Source organism: bacterium (assembly GCA_035549195.1).
In the GTDB taxonomy this organism is placed as follows: domain Bacteria; phylum Oederibacteriota; class Muellerivitia; order Muellerivitales; family Muellerivitaceae; genus DASZRK01.
The window spans coordinates 58802-75946 of record DASZRK010000049.1 but is presented as its reverse complement, the minus strand read 5'-3'; the positions used below and the strand labels follow the sequence as shown (position 1 = coordinate 75946).

General features: G+C 60.3%; 16 protein-coding genes and 1 pseudogene. 15 read left to right on the top strand and 2 right to left on the bottom strand.

Features of this window, described 5'->3' with window-relative positions; genetic code table 11:
• The first annotated feature begins 97 nt into the window (after positions 1–97).
• The 9 genes from VHE12_09485 (at position 98) to fmt (ending at position 8756) form a co-directional block, all read left to right on the top strand.
• Positions 98–1543: a glutamate synthase subunit beta gene (locus VHE12_09485; protein ID HVZ81008.1), complete on the top strand. Its 1446-nt coding sequence runs from the start codon at positions 98–100 to the stop codon at positions 1541–1543.
• A gap of 164 nt (positions 1544–1707) precedes the next feature.
• A complete protein-coding gene (locus VHE12_09480) occupies positions 1708–2223 on the top strand; it encodes a hypothetical protein (protein ID HVZ81007.1) in 516 nt (171 codons plus the stop codon).
• A 96-nt stretch (positions 2224–2319) separates the two neighbouring features.
• On the top strand, positions 2320–4566 hold the full coding sequence (locus VHE12_09475) for a sugar-binding protein (GenBank protein HVZ81006.1): 2247 nt from the start codon (positions 2320–2322) through the stop codon (positions 4564–4566).
• A gap of 205 nt (positions 4567–4771) precedes the next feature.
• Positions 4772–5182, top strand: a complete 411-nt coding sequence (locus VHE12_09470; protein HVZ81005.1) for a hypothetical protein — start codon at positions 4772–4774, stop codon at positions 5180–5182.
• Between the two features lie 80 nt (positions 5183–5262).
• Complete coding sequence (thiS, locus tag VHE12_09465; protein ID HVZ81004.1) at positions 5263–5463, top strand: sulfur carrier protein ThiS; 201 nt, start codon at positions 5263–5265, stop codon at positions 5461–5463.
• 178 nt (positions 5464–5641) lie between these two features.
• Positions 5642–6436 carry a thiazole synthase gene (locus tag VHE12_09460; protein HVZ81003.1) on the top strand — a complete coding sequence of 265 codons (795 nt, stop codon included), beginning with the start codon at positions 5642–5644 and terminating at the stop codon, positions 6434–6436.
• A 6-nt stretch (positions 6437–6442) separates the two neighbouring features.
• Complete coding sequence (thiE, locus tag VHE12_09455; GenBank protein HVZ81002.1) at positions 6443–7078, top strand: thiamine phosphate synthase; 636 nt, start codon at positions 6443–6445, stop codon at positions 7076–7078.
• 71 nt (positions 7079–7149) lie between these two features.
• On the top strand, positions 7150–7677 hold the full coding sequence (gene def / locus VHE12_09450; GenBank protein ID HVZ81001.1) for a peptide deformylase: 528 nt from the start codon (positions 7150–7152) through the stop codon (positions 7675–7677).
• A 110-nt stretch (positions 7678–7787) separates the two neighbouring features.
• Positions 7788–8756: a methionyl-tRNA formyltransferase gene (fmt, locus tag VHE12_09445; protein HVZ81000.1), complete on the top strand. Its 969-nt coding sequence runs from the start codon at positions 7788–7790 to the stop codon at positions 8754–8756.
• A 338-nt stretch (positions 8757–9094) separates the two neighbouring features.
• On the opposite strand, the gene VHE12_09440 is transcribed toward fmt, so the two are convergent.
• Positions 9095–9304, bottom strand: a complete 210-nt coding sequence (locus VHE12_09440; GenBank protein HVZ80999.1) for a hypothetical protein — start codon at positions 9302–9304, stop codon at positions 9095–9097.
• A 627-nt stretch (positions 9305–9931) separates the two neighbouring features.
• On the opposite strand from VHE12_09440, the pseudogene rsmB reads away from it, so the two are divergent.
• The 3 genes and pseudogenes from rsmB (at position 9932) to VHE12_09425 (ending at position 13636) form a co-directional block, all read left to right on the top strand.
• A pseudogene (rsmB, locus tag VHE12_09435) lies at positions 9932–11221 on the top strand (16S rRNA (cytosine(967)-C(5))-methyltransferase RsmB).
• A gap of 4 nt (positions 11222–11225) precedes the next feature.
• A complete protein-coding gene (locus tag VHE12_09430; protein ID HVZ80998.1) occupies positions 11226–12791 on the top strand; it encodes an amidohydrolase family protein in 1566 nt (521 codons plus the stop codon).
• A gap of 47 nt (positions 12792–12838) precedes the next feature.
• Positions 12839–13636: a nucleotidyltransferase domain-containing protein gene (locus VHE12_09425; protein ID HVZ80997.1), complete on the top strand. Its 798-nt coding sequence runs from the start codon at positions 12839–12841 to the stop codon at positions 13634–13636.
• Between the two features lie 50 nt (positions 13637–13686).
• On the opposite strand, the gene VHE12_09420 is transcribed toward VHE12_09425, so the two are convergent.
• Positions 13687–15621: a glycoside hydrolase family 9 protein gene (locus tag VHE12_09420; GenBank protein ID HVZ80996.1), complete on the bottom strand. Its 1935-nt coding sequence runs from the start codon at positions 15619–15621 to the stop codon at positions 13687–13689.
• 155 nt (positions 15622–15776) lie between these two features.
• Here VHE12_09420 and VHE12_09415 point away from each other — a divergent pair, with 155 nt between their 5' ends.
• From VHE12_09415 to VHE12_09405, 3 genes are read left to right on the top strand one after another with little or no spacing between them, the layout of a single operon-like run.
• Positions 15777–16364 (top strand): RNA polymerase sigma factor, encoded by a 588-nt coding sequence (locus VHE12_09415; protein ID HVZ80995.1) that lies wholly within the window; start codon positions 15777–15779, stop codon positions 16362–16364.
• Position 16365: 1 nt separating this feature from the next.
• Positions 16366–16743 carry a zf-HC2 domain-containing protein gene (locus VHE12_09410; protein HVZ80994.1) on the top strand — a complete coding sequence of 126 codons (378 nt, stop codon included), beginning with the start codon at positions 16366–16368 and terminating at the stop codon, positions 16741–16743.
• Positions 16736–17143 carry a hypothetical protein gene (locus VHE12_09405; GenBank protein ID HVZ80993.1) on the top strand — a complete coding sequence of 136 codons (408 nt, stop codon included), beginning with the start codon at positions 16736–16738 and terminating at the stop codon, positions 17141–17143. Before VHE12_09410 ends, VHE12_09405 begins: the two co-directional genes overlap by 8 nt.
• Positions 17144–17145: the final 2 nt, after the last annotated feature.

Genomic DNA, 17145 nt, shown 5'->3' with positions numbered 1-17145 from the left:
ACAGAGGTCACGGAGTCGGGCTTTTGGGCTGGAAACCGAAGATCCTTTCTCCGCGCTCTCCGCGTCTCCGTGGTGAAAATCTTAGATTGAGGAAGAAATGGGAAAACCGACAGGATTCATGGAGCAGGACCGGGAGTATCTCCACAAGCGCCCGGTCGAGGAGCGGGTCAAGGATTGGAAGGAATATGTCCTTCCCTTCGAGCCCTCCCATCTGAAGGACCAGGCCGCCCGTTGCATGGATTGCGGCATCCCCTTCTGCCACCAGGGCTGCCCCCTGGGCAACATCATCCCCGACTGGAACGACCTGGTTTACCGCGATCGTTGGGCCGAGGCCATTGAGCGCCTTCACGCCACCAATAACTTCCCCGAATTCACCGGACGCCTTTGTCCGGCTCCTTGCGAGAATTCCTGCACCTTGGGGATGGACGTCTACAAGTCGGCCGTCAACATCAAGGCCATCGAGGTCTCCATCATCGACCGGGCTTTCCAGGAAGGCTGGGTCAAGCCCATGCCCCCGGCGAAGCTCACGGGCAAGAAGGTGGCGGTGGTGGGCTCCGGCCCCGCCGGCCTGGCCTGCGCCCAGCAGTTGGCCCGGGTGGGCCACAAGGTGACCGTGTTCGAGCGCGCCGACCGTATCGGCGGGTTGCTCCGTTACGGCATCCCCGAGTTCAAGATGGAGAAGCGCCACATCGACCGCCGCATGAAGCAGATGGAGGCGGAAGGTGTCGAGTTCCGCACCAACGCCAACGTGGGCCATAACGTGCCCATCGAGGAACTGAAGAGCAACTATGACGCCATTGTCCTTTGCGGCGGCGCCACCCAGGCCCGCAACCTGCCCGTCCCGGGCCGGGAGCTCAAGGGCGTCCATTTCGCCATGGAATACCTGCCCCAGTCCAATAAGGTCCAGGAAGGGGATAAGGTCGAGAACCAGATCCACGCCAAGGGCAAGCACGTCATCGTCATCGGCGGCGGGGACACCGGGGCCGACTGTATCGGCACCGCCCATCGCCAAGGCGCCAAGAGCGTGACCTCCCTCGAAGTCCTTCCCAAACCGCCCGCCGAACGCGCGGCGGACAATCCCTGGCCCCAATGGGCCCGTATCTTCCGCGTGGCGGGCGCCCATGAGGAGGGGGGTGAGATCCTCTACAGCGTTTCCACCAAGGAATTCATCGGTGAGAACGGGGTCGTGAAGAAGCTCAAGGGCGTGAAGATCGAATGGGAGCCCCAACCGGGTGGCCCGCCGAAGATGAAGGAGATCCCGGGGACCGAATTTGAGCTCCCCGCCGATCTGGTCCTTTTGGCCATGGGTTTCCTGGGGCCGGAAAAGAACCCCCTCTTCGAGAAGCTGGGGATCGAGCTGGACCAGCGCTCGAACGTGAAAGGGAACGCCACCAAGATGACCAACGTTCCGGGTGTCTTCACCGCGGGCGACATGACCCGGGGTCAGTCCTTGATCGTTTGGGCCATCGCCGAAGGCCGCGCCGCGGCCCGGGGTGTGGACCTTTACCTAATGGGAGAGACGACGCTTCCAAGCCCTCTTTGAGGGCTTGGAATTCAGAATTTTGAATTAAGAATTATGAATTTTGGAAGGCGGGCCGAAAGGTCCGCCTTTTTTGTTTTAGGGGTTTATGATGGTGGCGAATTGAATACAGAAGTGAAAAACCGCCGATTTTGAGTGGCTCGAGACCATCCTCGGGAGATATATAAATGAAAATATTGGCCAAAAAAGAAGGCGAAAAATGGCTTCAAGACCACCAACTTCCACAAACCGAAGACGGATTGCTGAATTTATACAAAAATAAAATTTCTTATACCCTTCCAAAAGATTCAGGAATAAAAACGGCCCTTGCGAGATCACTTAAGAGTTTCTTTGAAGATTCCTTGTCGGGAAAAGATGGAATCTTTTGGATTACTGATTGGGAAGTATGGCCAAGCAGTGAAAATCAAAATTTATTTTATGCTTATCGAAAAACTTTGAAAGATGACCGAACTATTTTAGATGCCCCCTTTCATATTTTTGATAACAGAGATATTGATGCAATAGAGTGTTTGTTAGATTTAGCTTTGTATTTTATTTGGGGCGTTGTTCTAATTTTTCCCGGTGGAAAGGTCGTTATCCGACCTAGTCATAATGAATGCATAGACGTTTATACTGAAAGCGCGGCCGAGTTAATGAAATTCAAAGAATTGTTTGAACATATGAAATTTCCGGTGCTTTCGTGATCGGACACCAATAAACGTCTGTGAACCTCTGCGTTTAATGATGTGAAACAATGAGTTTGATAGTTCGCAAATTGTTGGGAATGGAGAAACGCCTAAATGTATCTCGCGATTTGCTGTTTTGGCGTCTTGGTGATGAATATGTGTTTTGCCACCTCCGCATTCGCCCAAACGCCTACCCCTTCCGCCCTCACGATCGACCAGACCTCGGTCCCCATTCGCGTGGACGGGCACTTGGAGGATTGGCCCTCCGCCCGCATGTTCCGATTCGACCAGAAAAACCAGATCATCCAGGGAAAGAGCCTTTGGCAGGGTGAGGATGACTTCTCGGGACGTGTCTTCCTGACCTACGACGACCAATATCTCTATCTGAGCGCCGTTGTGAAGAAGACGAACAAGAAGGTCGTGAACGACAATGGGAATCTTTCCCTGACCAATGGGGATTGTCTGGAGCTTTTTATCGCCACCGATCCTTCCCAGCACCAACCCCTCCTGACCCGGGAGGACTATCACTTGGTTTTCTCGCCTGGAACGGATTGTAAGGATCCCAAAGCCTTCTGCCTCAATAAGAACACCCAGATCCCGGGGGTGCGCTTGATCGCCCGGGCGGCCACCTCGGGTTACATCTTGGAGGGGTGCGTGCCCCTCGTGTTCTTGGAGGGTCTTCAGTTGGGTTCGGGGAAAGCTTTCGGATTGGCCTTGGCGTTGGACGACGGCGGGGAACTGAGCGGCAACCGGATCCTGCGGATGGTCTATGGGGGGAATGGGGTGGATCTGGACGATCCGGGCTCCTGGGCGCTGGCCCAATGGACGGGGACGGTAACGCTGGAAGTGCCTTTCAAGAGATCCTACGACCTGAACGCGGCCCTGGTCGAGGATGGGACCCAAGGGAACACCTACCTGGGCAAGAGGGACTTGAACGGGCTCGTCCTTGGGCCGGACCAAAAACCATTGGCGGGAGCGAAGATCGCCCTTTGGCCCAAGGGTGCCGAGACCCTGACGGAGGCCGATGGACGGTTCACCCTCGCGAATTCAAAGATCTATACCCGCACGGTCGTCACCGCACGGAAGAAGGGGTTCGTGTCCTCGGTGGCGGCGTTGCCGGCCAAGGGCAAGGCGGTGACCTTGTCGCTTTTCCCGGTCCCCGACGATCTGAAACCCAAGAAGGGTGTCATGGGTCCCTCCTTCATGGGCGCGGTCCTTCCCGCCTTGCCACCCGCTCTCTTCGACGCTTACCTGGCCAAGATGCGTCCCATGGTCGAACCACTCCACTTGGGCATCCTGCGTCTGGCGGCCCCCGAGGAACCCATGGGCGAGGAGGATCATGTCCGGGTGATCCATTCCTTCGAAACTTTTGCCCGGGACCTGGGAGCGGAGCCTATGGTGAGCCTTCCCCTGGAGGGCTATTCCGCGGCCCTGGCTTACTTCAAATGGACGCATGGGAAACCAGGTATCCGCTACTGGGCCATTGGCGGCGAAGAAGACCTCAAGCCGGATGCGGGGACCGACCGGAACAATTCCTACGCCTATCTGAACCGATTCCGCTCCATCGCCAACGCGCTCAAGACCCAGGAACCCGGCATCCTCCTTTGGGGGCCGGAGACCGGGGGGGATTCGCCCCATACGGAATCGGACTGGGTGACGCCCTTATTGAAATACGACGGGGACGTGGTGAACGGCGTTTCCTTGCACCGTTATGGATGGACGCAGGGGGTCAGCGTCACGGCCCAAGCGCTCCAGGACAGCCTTCGTCACGAGATCGATACCTTGGTGGGGCTGGAGGACCGGGTGGTGGAGAATTCCGACCTGGATCTTCCTTTCGCCATCACCGGCGGGATCACCTTCAAGACCCCGGGCGACAGCCCGACGACCCAGGCGGGCGCGGCCATGTTCCAAGCGCTTTGGGAGGCGGACCAGCGGGGTATCTACCTGAAGGGAAGCCTGTCCATGTTCCTGGCCGGCAAAAAGGTCTGGGAGGATGGACCTTCCTATTGGGCCCTGAGGCTTTGGAGCCAAATGAAACGGGGGAGGATGTTGAACGTGGTCTCCCGGGAATCCCTCGTCTCCGCCTATGCCACCCAGGACCCGAAGAGCAAGGACGTCACCCTGATGCTCATCAACAAGAGCGACCGCTACTGGCGGCCCAAGATCCGCTTCAACGGCGAGGACGACCAGGTGATGGTCGAGGGGGGGCTGGATCAACGCTATGACTTCGAGTGCCCCTCCTTCTCCATCAGCCTTTTGGAGGTCCATGCGGACCATTCCCCGGGAAAGGCCTGGGTCCTGGATCAGGACTCGGCCAAGAATGGGGCATCCCCCAGGACCGTCCCTCTGAATCCTTGGTGACGGGTCCCTCTCCGGCCATTTTTCATCAATTTAAACGTGACTTCATTTGCCGGGGTCTTTGTCTGGGTTTATGATGGGGCCTGTGCCGATCCCCTTTTGGTGCCGCTGTTACCGTCGCACCTAGGCTCGGAACAAGCAAGTCACGCCTGCGGCTTGTGGGCCGGCGGGCCGGAGCAGATGGTTGGGATGGAGCCAGGGGGGCCCGATGGAAGAAAAGCAAATGACGCAGGCTGAAAAGCAGATCCGGCGGCTGGAAGCCCTCCGCCAGAAGAAGGACGAAGCGGTCCAGGTCTCCAATCAGGATCCCAACGCCCCCGTCCGCACCAAAGCCGACCAAATGGCCGACAAGCTCATGCGGATGCGGGAACAGGCCGGGCGGCCCTCCGGGACCAAGTCGAAGCGGGTCAAGATCGAGGGCAAGCCGCGCAGCTCCAAGCTGACCTTCAACCAGATCGGCCTCCTGGAACGCATCCTGATGGAAGACAAGGAACTGCGGGGAAGCGCCATCACCCGTATCGCCCTGAACCGCCTGCTGGGCATGGAGAACACCCCCCTGGAGAACGAGCTGGAAGAACGTCTCCAAGGGGTCCTGCGCAAGTTCCGCAACCGTACTTGAAAAAAACCGACAAGAAATGAAGAATTGACGCCAGGTTCGGGGTGACCCGGACCTTTCTTTTTCCTGGACCTGGAGAACGCTTGAAGATCATCTTGAACGGTGAAGAGAAGCTCTTTGACGACGGTCTTTCCCTGGACGCGGTCATCCAGCGGTTGGGCGTGCGGCGGGAGACGGTCGTGGCCGAGGTCAACCGCAAGATCGTGAAGAACGAGGACCGCCCCCAATGCCGTCTTCAGGACGGCGACCAGGTGGAGCTCATTCAATTCGTGGGTGGGGGATGAATCACATGTTGTCGTCGCGAGGAGTGGCCCGCGAATAGCGGGACGGTTACGACGTGGCGATCCCAGTTCCTATAAGCCGTTTTCAAGCTTTATTAGAACTAAGGTTCCCACAGTCAGGACCGGTCCCCCCTATACGGGGCCTAGCCCCCGCAATGACAGGCATAAGAATGGAGATCCAATGACGACCACTTTGGAACAGATCAGGTCCCAGGACACCTATCAGATCAATGGGAAGACCTTCACGTCCCGTCTTTTGGTGGGAACGGGCAAATACGCCACCAACGAACTGATGGGCGAATGCCTGGAGGCCTCGGGCACCGAGATCGTCACCCTGGCTTTGCGCCGGGTGAACCTGAACGCCAAGGGCGAGAAGACCCTGCTGGATTTCATCGATCCCAAGAAATACACCCTGCTCCCGAACACCGCCGGTTGTTATAGCGCCGAGGAGGCCATCCGGGTGGCCCACTTGGCCCGGGCCACGGGCTTGTCGGATTTCGTGAAGCTGGAAGTGCTCTACGATGAAAAGACCCTCTTGCCGGATCCCATCGCCACTTTGGAAGCCACCAAGGAACTGGTGAAGGAAGGATTCACCGTCATGACCTATACCTCGGACGATCCGGTCATGGCCCAGAAGTTGGAACAGGCCGGAGCCCATGCCGTCATGCCCGCGGGTTCGCCCATCGGGTCGGGCCAGGGGGTGCTGAACCCCAACAACATCCGGATCATCCTCGAGAAGCTGAAGTGCCCCGTGCTCATCGACGCGGGCGTGGGAAGCGCCTCCGATGTGGCGGTGGCCATGGAACTGGGGGTGGTCGCGGTGCTCCTGAACACCGCCATCGCCCACGCCAAGGACCCCCTCAAGATGGCCCACGCCATGCGGCAGGCCACCGAGGCGGGGCGCCTTTCCTACCTGGCGGGCCGTATCCCCAAGAAGCTCTACGCCCAGGCTTCGACACCCCAAAAAGATTTTTAAGATCCAATGGATCCCCTTCGTGCTCGTTTAACCCGGGCCAGACTTTATTTGGTCATGGGCGTCGGCACTAAGAACCCCCCAATGTCCTACCGCATTGCCGAGGCGGCCCTTAAGGGTGGGGTGGACATCCTCCAACTCCGCGATTACACCTTGAGCGATTCCCGATTGCTCGAAGCAGCCCACCGGTTCCGGATCTTGACCCGTCGCCGCAAGAAACTCTTCGTCGTGAACAACAGGCCCGACATCGCCATTCTCTCGAAAGCCGATGGTGTTCATGTGGGCCAGGATGATCTGCCGGTGGATCAAGTGAGGAAGTTGGTGGGGAAGGACATGCTCATCGGGCTTTCCACCCATGCCCTTTCCGAAGCGAAGCGGGCCCTCAAATCCGGGGCCGATTACATCGGGGTGGGGCCGGTCCATGCGACCCCCACCAAGGCGGGCCGTCAGGCGGTAGGCCTTCGTTATGTCCGACAAGTGGCGGCCTTGGGACCCAAGATCCCATTCTTCGCCATTGGCGGGATCGACCCGGGTAACTTGCCTGAGGTCCTGGGGGCCGGGGCCACCCGGGTGGCGGTGGTGCGGGCCATCACCGAGGCCAAGGACCCTTTTTCCGCCGCCAAGGCCCTGAAAGAGGCCCTCTAAGGGGCCCTCGCCTTGAGAAACGGCCGAAAAAGTGCCTATAATTCCAACAAGAAACAACCACGAGGTGTTCGTTGCTCCGCCCTATCGTCCTTTATCCTGATCCCCGCTTGAAGCTCAAGAGCAAGCCGGTCACGAAATTCGGTACCCCCGAAATGCGCCAATTGGTCCAGGACATGACCGAGACCATGCGGGACGCCCATGGGGTAGGCTTGGCCGCCATCCAGATCGGGGAACCCATCCGCATGATGGTCATGGATGTGGATTACGACAAGGAAGAGAAGGGCGAGGCCCTGGCGGTCTTCAATCCCGAGGTCCTCGGGGAGGAAGGGTCGGAGACCACCGAGGAAGGCTGCCTTTCCATCCCGGATGTCCGGGAAGAGGTCGAACGTTCCTTCAAGGTGAAGGTGAAGTTCCAGGACATCGAGGGTAAGGAACAGATCGGCGAGTTCGAGGGCCTCTTGGCCCGTTGTGTGCTCCACGAGATCGACCACATGGACGGCCAGCTCTTCATCCAGAAGGTCCCGGCGGTCAAGCGCATGTTCCTCAAGAAACAACTCGACCAGTTGAAGAAGGACTACCAAGAAGCTTCCCGCCTTTAAAAGTCCATTCGGCCACCGACGAACTCCGATGAACACAGATGGGGAAGTCGTCTTTTGCCCTGGCTTACCCAGGGAATAAGGCCTTTATCGGTGTTTATCTGTGTTAATCTGTGGCGAAATTTTCATTTTTGGGGTGTCCGGTGTCTTCTCCTTTCAAGATCCTGTTCATGGGCACGTCCGAATTCGCCGTGCCGGCCCTGGAGGCCCTCCATGGGGCGGGTTATCCGGTCGCCCTAGTGGTGACCCAGCCCGACCGTCCGGCCGGGCGGGGGCTGGACCTGAAACCCTCCCCGGTCAAGCAGGCGGCCCTGAAGCTGGGCCTGACGGTCTTCCAACCGGAGAAGGTACGGAACCCGGAGGCTGTCGAGACCCTGCGGAAAGTCGGAGCGGACCTGGCGGTTGTGGCAGCCTATGGACAGATATTGCCTTCTTCCGTCCTCCAACTGCCCAAGACCGCTTGTTTGAACATCCATGGATCCATCCTCCCCAAGTACCGGGGGGCGGCCCCGATCCACTACGCGATCCTCAATGGGGAGGCCGAAACGGGCGTGACCCTCATGTATATGAACGAAAAGATGGATGAAGGGGATATCCTGCTCATCAAAAAAACGCCCATTGGGCCCGAGGAAAACACCGGGGAAGTGCACGATCGCCTGGCCCGGATCGGGGCGGAGGGCCTCTTGGAGGCTTTGAAGCTACTGGAGACGGGGAAGGCCCCCCGGGTGCCCCAGGACCCAACCCAAGCCACCTACGCGCCCTCCATCCAACGGGAGTTCTGCAAGTTGGATTGGGGATGGCCGGCGTCCCGCATCCACAACCGGGTGCGGGGGTTGAGTCCTTGGCCGGTGGCCGAGACCGCTTGGAAGGGGATGGAGATCAAAGTACACCAGGCCCAAGTGGTGGACCGCAAAGGGCCAGGTGGGGAAGTGCTGGAAGTCTCGAAGGAAGGCGTATTGGTCGGTGCCGGATCCCAGTCGGTGCGTTTGCTGTCCATCCAGCCGCCGGGGAAAAAAAGAATGCCCGCTTTTGATTTCACCCTGGGCCATCCTGATTTTAAAGTAGGCGAAAAACTCTCATGACCGACCAACCTCAAGATCCCCAGGGTGGTGATAAGCCGTCCGGTGGCAAGCCCGGCAAGTTCGATCCCAAAAAGAAAAAATCCTTTGACGGGCACCGAAAGGGAAATTCCTTCGGGAAAAAGCCGTTCCGTTCCAAGAGCGGGGGCAAATCTTTTGGGGACAGACCCTTCCGCCCCAAGGGGGAAGGGAAGCAGTTCGGTGATAGGCCTTTTCGACCCAAGGGCGGCGGAAAACCCTTTGGGAAGAAGCCTTTTCGTCCCAAGGACGGTCCTAGGTCCTTTGATAAAAAACCTTTTTCGCCCCGGCCCGAGGGGCAACCTTCCGGCGTTCCTGATGCTTCAACCTCCGGCTCCTCCATGGGCGGGCCGGGCGATAAGCGGCCTTTCCGAAAGGACTTCAAGCCCCGTCGGCCTTTTCGTCCCGGCAAACCAGGGGACCGTCCCCGCTTCGGAGGCGGTGACCGTCCTCATGGCGGCGACCGACCTCATTTCCAGAAGAACGATCGTCCCCGTTTCGGTGGTGGCGACCGTCCTCGGTTCCAGAAGCATGACGGACCCCGGTTCCCAAAAGATGGTCCACGTCCGCCTTTCCGTTCGGAGGGCCAAAGTGACCGCCCTCATGGGGGGGACCGGCCTCACTTCCAGAAGAACGACCGTCCCCGTTTCGGTGGTGGCGACCGCCCTCGGTTCCGGAAACATGACAGACCCCGTTTCCAAAAAAACGGTCCGCGTCCGCCTTTCCGTTCGGAAGGTCCAAGTGACCGCCCTCATGGCGGTGACCGGCCTCACTTCCAGAAAGGCGACCGTCCCCGTTTCCAAGGAGGGGACCGGCCTCGTTTCGGTGGTGGCGACCGTCCTCGGTTCCAGAAGCATGACAGACCCCGGTTCCAAAAAGACGGTCCGCGTCCGTCTTTCCGTTCGGAAGGTCCAAGTGACCGCCCTCATGGCGGTGATCGGCCGCACTTCCAGAAAAGCGACCGTCCCCGTTTCCAAGGAGGGGACCGGCCTCGTTTCCCAAGGAATGACCGGCCGCGGTTCGACAAAGGTCCCCGGCCGGAAGGGAAGAAATTCTTTCGTTCCGGAAAACCGGGCGACCGGCCTCCCTATCGGGACGATCGTTCCGGAAACAGGCCGGAGCAGGCTCCCCGTGGGGAAAAGGCCTCTCCATCCCGTTTTGCGGCCGCCAAGGCCCTTTATGCCATCGAGAACGGCGCCAAGATCGCGGATGTCCTCGAGGGCCCCAAGAACCTGATCTCCGAGGATATGGCCCTGTTCCGGGAACTGGTCTATGGCTGTACCCGGCAAAAACGGTTGCTCGACTACCACCTGAACGGTTTGTGCCAGTCGCCTTTCGACAAATTGCCCCATGAAGTGAAGATCTGCCTGCGCTTGGGGCTTTATCAATTGATGTTCCTCGACCGGGTGCCGGCCCACGCGGCGGTCGATGAGTCCGTGACCCTCGCCAAGCAGGGCGGCCAAGAGGCCTTGAGCGGGTTCGTGAACGCGGTGCTCCGTAATGCCGAGTTGAAAAGGGCGTCCTTCGAGGTCAAGGGTGACAGTGAAATGGATGCCTTGGCCATCAAAACGTCCCATCCGACCTGGATGGTCAAACGCTGGGTGGCCCAGTATGGACAGGAGAAGGCCGAGGCCATTCTCGAGGCCGACAACAAACCCCACTTGGTCTATCTCCATGTGAAGCCGGGCCTGGAAGAAAAGGTCCCGAAGGACCTGGAAGCCCAAGGGGTGCAGGTCCAACCCATGGTGTGGCCTTCGCGCACCTTCAGCCTCAAGAGCCATGAAGGCGGGTTGTTCAGCGGGGAAAGCTTCAAACAAGGGGACTGGATCGTGCAGGACTGGGTGCCCCAGGCCATGCTGGAGCTTTTGCCCCTTTCCGAGGGAATGCGGGCTTGGGACGTCTGCTCCGCTCCCGGAGGCAAGACCGTGGGTCTCGCCTGGAAACTGGGCGAAAAGGGCCAGGTCATGGCGACCGATTCCTCGGCCGAGCGCCGAAAGAAGTTGGGCGAGAACTTGGGCCGCACGGGCTTGAAGCAGGTGCAGGTCCATGACGGGGATATCCAGAAACTTCCCCCGGCCCAGAAATTCGACCTGATCTGGGTGGACGCGCCCTGTTCGGGGACCGGGGTCCTTTCCCGTCGCGCGGACCTGCGCTGGAAGTTGGCGCCCCGGGACATCCTGGCCCACGCCCCGGAACAATTGGGCATCCTGGAAGAGGTCGAGGGCCATCTCTATCCCAAGGGCCATTTGGTCTATAGCACCTGTTCCCTGGAAGAGGAAGAGAACCAGAAGGTGGTCCAGGACTTCCTGGCCAAACACCCAGGCTGGAGCGTGGCGACCCCGGCGCTTCCCGGTAGTTCATCCTCGGTCTCGAAGGATGAGTTCGGCATCACCTTCCTGCCGACCAACGAGCATGACGGGGGGTTCTTAGCGGTGTTGGTAAAAGGTTGAAGCCATGAAACGCGTTCTCACGGTCCTGGTCCTTCTTTTCAGCGGAATGCTGGTGGCCCAAGCCGAAGAATCGCATTACGACCTCCTGCTCAAGAACGGCCTGATCGTTGATGGGTCCGGGTTGCCTCCTTACACCGGGGATCTGGCCATTTCGGGCGGCAGGATCGCAAAAATGGGGCACCTGGCGGGGCTCAAGGCCGACAAGGTGGTGGACGCCACCGGGCTGGTCATCGCGCCGGGGTTCATCGACCTGCTCTGCCATAACGACCTGATGTGGACCCGCCTGGCCCAGGAACACGCCATCCGGGAGGGGGTCACCTCCGGATTGGTGGGGAACTGTGGTTTCTCCGTCCTGGACGTGGACAAGAACCTCAAGAAATTCCAGCGCTATCCCGGCATGGTCAATGTGGGGACCCTGATCGGCCAGGGGAGCTTGCGGGAATGGTTCGTGAGGAAGAACCGCCGTAAACCCGCTCCACCCCAGGAAATGGCCACCATGCGGCTTTTTCTGCAAGGCGCCCTCCAGGCCGGGGCCTTCGGGCTTTCCAGCGGGTTGGGATATGAACCCGGTGAATGGTGCCAACCGGCAGAATTGGAGGACCTGGCTTCGGTCCTGACCCAGTTCCCCCACGCGGCCTATTACACCCATATTCGGAATTATCGTTGGGATGTCCTGGGGGCCATCCAGGAAGCCCTGCACGTGGGGGAAACGGCCAAGGTCCCGGTCGTCATCCAGCACTTGTTGTTCAAGCTCCCCAGCAACTGGGACCAGACCGAGAGCGGTCTGCGCCTGCTGGAGGACGCCCAGGAAGAGGGGCGCTCGGTCTATGCCACGGTCTACCCCTATGACTTCTGGGGCAACGAAGTGCAGATCCCCCTTTACCAGTTCCTTTACCTCAAACCCACCGCCGCCAATATGGGTTATTACTGGAGCAACGGGCAGACCACCGACATCCTGGCCCAGATCCACAAGCGTCTCCAGGAATACGGGGGCGGGGACAAAGTGGAGATCACACGGGTCAAGTCGCGATCCTTCAAGACCTTCCTGGGCAAGACCATTGCCGACCTGGCCAAACAGCGCAAGATCACCGAGGAACAAGCGGTCCTGGCCCTGCTCATCGAGAACGGCGAGTACGTGAAGATCTGCTACCACGGGTTATCGGAAGAGGGGCTCATCAAGAAGATCCAGGCGCCCTTCATCCTCTTTGGGTCCGACTCCTCCACCGATATCCCCCATCCACGGGATGTGGGGGCTTTTCCCAGGCTCCTGGGCACCTACGTGCGGGACAAGCGGGTCATCCGGCTCTCGGAAGCCATCAAGCGCCTGACCTCCGAACCGGCCTCCATCATGGGCTTGAGGGACCGGGGATCCTTGCGGGAAGGGAATTGGGGGGATGTGGTGGTATTCGACCCCAAGACCATCCATGACAACGCGACCGCGGTCGAATCCTGGCAGGCGCCTTCGGGCATCAAGATGGTCCTGGTCAATGGCCAGTTGGTCTATGACGCCAAGGGCGGCTTCTCGGGGCGCTTCCCGGGGAAAGCCTTGAGACGCAGCAACACGCCCTGAGCAAGGGCCACTTGATCCCTTTGCGATGATCGCCAGGGAGGATCCCAATGCCGCAGGAATCCCACAAGACATTCATCGCCCGGGCCCTGCGGGTCCTGAAAAAGGATCCGCACGTCCTCGGCGTGGCGGTCGGGGGTTCCTGGCTCACCGGGAAGATGGATGAATTCTCCGACCTGGACTTGGTCGTGGTCGGGAAGGAGCGGTCCTATGACCGCCTGATGAGGGATCGGCTGAAGATCGCGGGCAGGCTCGGGAAGCTCCTTTCGGGTTTTACCGGGGAACATGTGGGTGAGCCCCGACTGATCATCTGCCTCTATGACGCCCCCCTGCTCCACGTGGATCTCAAGTTCGTGACCTTGGAGGGCTTCGCGGCCCGCATCGAGGATCCGGAGGTGCTTTGGGAACGGGAAGGGAAGCTCCGCCGGGCGATCCTCGATATTCCTCCTTCGCCGGTCCACCCCGATCTGCAATGGATCGAGGACCGTTTTTGGGTCTGGGTCCATTACATCACCTCGAAGATCGGACGGGGGGAGTTGTTCGAGGCCCTGGACGCCCTCGCCTTCCTGCGTTCAAGGGTCTTGGGGCCCCTCCTTTTTGAACAAAGGGGACTAGCTGCCACGGGGGTCCGACGCCTGGAGTCGTTGGTGCCGGAAGCCCTTCCTGAATTCCGGAACACTTTGGCGGGGCACGACCGCCGTTCCTGCCGGAAAGCCCTTTTGGCCACGGTCACGCTCTATCGTAAATGGCGGAAGGCTTTGGAGTACCCAGGACTCGAAAAGAGGGATGCGGCCGAAAAGGCCGCCGTGAAATACCTGGCCGGCTTGGGCGGGACGAGGGGGCGTTGAAGGGCGGGGTCCGGTTTTGAGACGGCTTCCTTAGATCGGAAATGGATGGCTCAAGGCTTTTTCCCCGGGATAGGTGCGATCCCGGCGGGAGTGGGACCGGAAAAGACCGAGGCCAGCGCCATGTAAACGGCCGCAGTGGAGATGCCAGCTTCGTTCACGATCCAAGGTTGGCTGCCTTGGTTGTAGTCCCGGTAGGCCTTGGCATAGGGGGCCTGGACGGGCCCCGGGTCATTCGGTGGTACGTCCTTTCCTCCCAACTGGAAATACTGGTAGGTGGGGCCGCAGGGCATGTAGCCGGGGGGTGGACCGTCAATGGATGTCTCGTTGTCGGTGGGGACGTAGGGGTAGAGGGGATCGGCCACCGAGGCGGGCTTGCCGATGAACTTGGAACGGCACTCGGGGTTGGAATAGGACCCGAACCAGACGAGGAAGACATGCCAGAGGCAATGTTTGGCGCCCATGGATTCCGTGTTGGTCAGGTAGACCATGTTGAGCGGGTTCAGGCCGTGGAAATAGTGCAGGAAGTCCTCGGCGTGGGAGAGACATTGGGCCGGGGTGTGGGACCCGGTCGTTCCCAGCCGGCCGGCCAGATAGAGCTCGAAGGCCGCGTCCGCCTTGTGCTGGTTGGAGCCCCAACTGTACATCCAATCCACCATCCCGGAGCGGTAGAGGTCGTCATGGGCGAAAAGGTCATCCGCGAAGCGGCCGAGGGCATGACCCATGGCCTGGGTGACCGAGACCGTGGCCCCGGGGGACTGCAGGTAGTTGAAATAGGCCCAGCCCACATAGCCGGGCGGCGGCTGGCCTTGAGCCGAATCCCAATCGGTGGAATGGTCGATGTAGTCCCGGGCCGCCCCCTGGGAAGGGTCCATCCGGAAAACTTCCGACGCGGCCCATAGCTTGAAGGACTTGTAGGGCATCCAGGAGTAGGCCTGAGGGTCCAGATCGGGCGACTTCAGCACCCAGGCGTTCCATGTCCTGAGGGCCGCCCGCTTCAGGGTACCGGCGTAGGCGGCGCTCCCGGGCAGGGAAGCGAAGACCCGCGCGGCGTGGGCGCAGGCGGCGACGAACACCGCCTCGCTCTCGTAGCAGGGGGGCATGTAGCCACGGGCGGTGGTATCGGCCGATGGAGGGGAGGCGAGGGTCCCCAGGTTGGCCACATGGACACCTTCCAGCACATGGCCGTCGGGCCGCTGCATTTTCAGGTACCAATCCAGTTCCCACTTGGCCTGGTTCAGGAGATCCGGCAGGTTGCCGCCCGATTCGGGGAGGTCCAATTGGTGGGGCGGGAAAAGTCCGGGATTAAGTTCGTAGGCGGTCAGCAGGTACCAAAGGGCATCCCCGTTGTCGCCCGTTTCCTCCACGCCACAGGCCTTGCCGGCGCCGATCTTTTTCTCGTAGTCGCCCGCGTCATGCCATCCGCCGGAAAGGTCCAGGGTGCCGTAATGCATATCGCCGTAGGGAGGGGCGCCGCTGCAGAAGGCGGTACAGGCCGCGTCGGTGAGGTGGCAGGGAATGGGATCGTTCCAGACGCCCCCCGAGGCCTTGGTCTTGGGCGTGCCGCAGCGTTGGTAGTAGAGGCACTTCAGGGAAGCGGTCATGGGCCCCTGATAGACGGAATCCGAAACACGGAAGTCATAGGAACTTTCCGCCAAGGAAGGGGAATGAAGGCGGTAGGTGCCGGGTCGGGTGAGGCCCGAGAAATCCACCCACCAGACATGGTCCCCGGACATCGGCGGGGTGGAGGCATCGGTCCCCTTGTCCGTGATGGTACCGGTGGAAAAGACCAGGGTGTTGGTACGGGCGTCACGCACTTCCACCTGCTTGCCCGGGTCGGCCGTGAAGCAGGCGATCTTGGTGTCACCGGGCCTGTACCCAAAATGGTCGGTCTTGATGTCGCCTTTAACGGGGGAGGTCCCGGCCCAGGATCCTCCGGAAGCTAACAACGCGAAAACGACGAAACCCCAAGGTGAATAACGGTCCAAGGATTTCCCTCCCGAGCCAAGGTATCTGCTCGATTCGACGCTAGCCTTCCCGAAAGTGTCGCCCCAACGGCTTATTTTCGACACTTTTCCCGGTGCCGACGTCCAATTCGGCGGGAAATTCCGGCCGGACGGGGGCGATATACTGGGAGATCCTGATGTCCATTTCCGGAGGGAGGGCGGTCATCGAAGAATCGGACCTGATCCGTCACATCCTCTCGGGGAATAGGGACCTCTACGCCGAACTGGTGGACCGTCATGGCACCTACCTCTACCAACTTTGCCTGGCCCTGCTACGGGATCCGCACCAGGCCGAGGAGGCCGCCCAAGAGGTGCTCATCAAGGCCTACCGGAGCCTTTCCAACTTCAAGGGTCATTCTTCCTTTCGAACCTGGGTGGTGCGGATCGGTCTGAACCACTGCAAGGATATCCTTCGCAAACGGAAGAACCGGAGGTTCCTCTCCCTGGAGACCCTGCTGGAGCAGGGGTGGCCCCTGTCCGATGAACGGTCCTCGGAAGAAGGGCCACGGGAATTGCCCCGGGTCACCGCGGCCATGCTGGAGGTCTTGACCGAGGGGGAGAAGGACGTTCTTCGCTTGGTCGAGGAGAAGTACGACATGAGTTACGAGGAGATGGGGCGGCGGTTGGGGTTGTCGCTGGATGGGGTGAAGGGGCGCCTGAAAAGGGCGCGGATCAAACTGCGGCGGTTCCTCAAAGGGCCCGCCGACGACGAAGGGGGGATGTGACATGACGCACTCGCAAATACTGGCCCAGGCGGATGCCTGGCGGCGGGGGAGGTTGTCCCCGGCCGAAAAGAAGGGGATGGAAAGCCACCTCAAGGGTTGCCCGGCCTGCCGGGAACTGCTCGCGAAATGGCCCGAGGCGAAGCCCCGGGAAGGCTTCACAGGGCGCGTCATGGCGCGCATCCCGGTCCGGGAGCCGGAGAAGGGCCTAGTCCCGGGTTGGGGCTTCGCCTCCTTGGCGACGGGCTTGGCGGCCGTTCTTTTGGTGCTCGCGGCCTTCTGGCACCCGGAGCGCAAGTGGTTGGAAGAGGACAAATACTTCAGCCGGTTCGACCATGTTCCCAGCGCGACAGTCATCTGGAAGGAGGGCTCTTATGAGTAAGCCGGTCTTTTTCACGATCTTAGGCGTTGTCTTGGGTTTGGCGGCCGGGGCCTGGGCCATGCGCTTCTATTTCGACCACACGCTGCGGGCCTGGAGCCCGGCGGATCGGTTCATCCTCCAACTGGCGGGGGACCTGAACCTCACCCCCGACCAACGGGAGAAGGCGGCCGACATCCTCGCCGACCAGAAGGATCGGATGGAGGCGCTGCGCAAGCAATGGCGCTACGAGGTGGAGACCCTGGACCGGCAGGGGGAGGACCGCCTGGCAGGCATCCTGACGCCCGCGCAGATGGACCTTTACGTGAAGGCGCACGACAAGATCCACGGGCGGATGGACCGGTTCCTTTGGACCAGTAACGCCGATCCGACGGCCCTGGCCATTGGTCCGGGCCGACGGTGAGA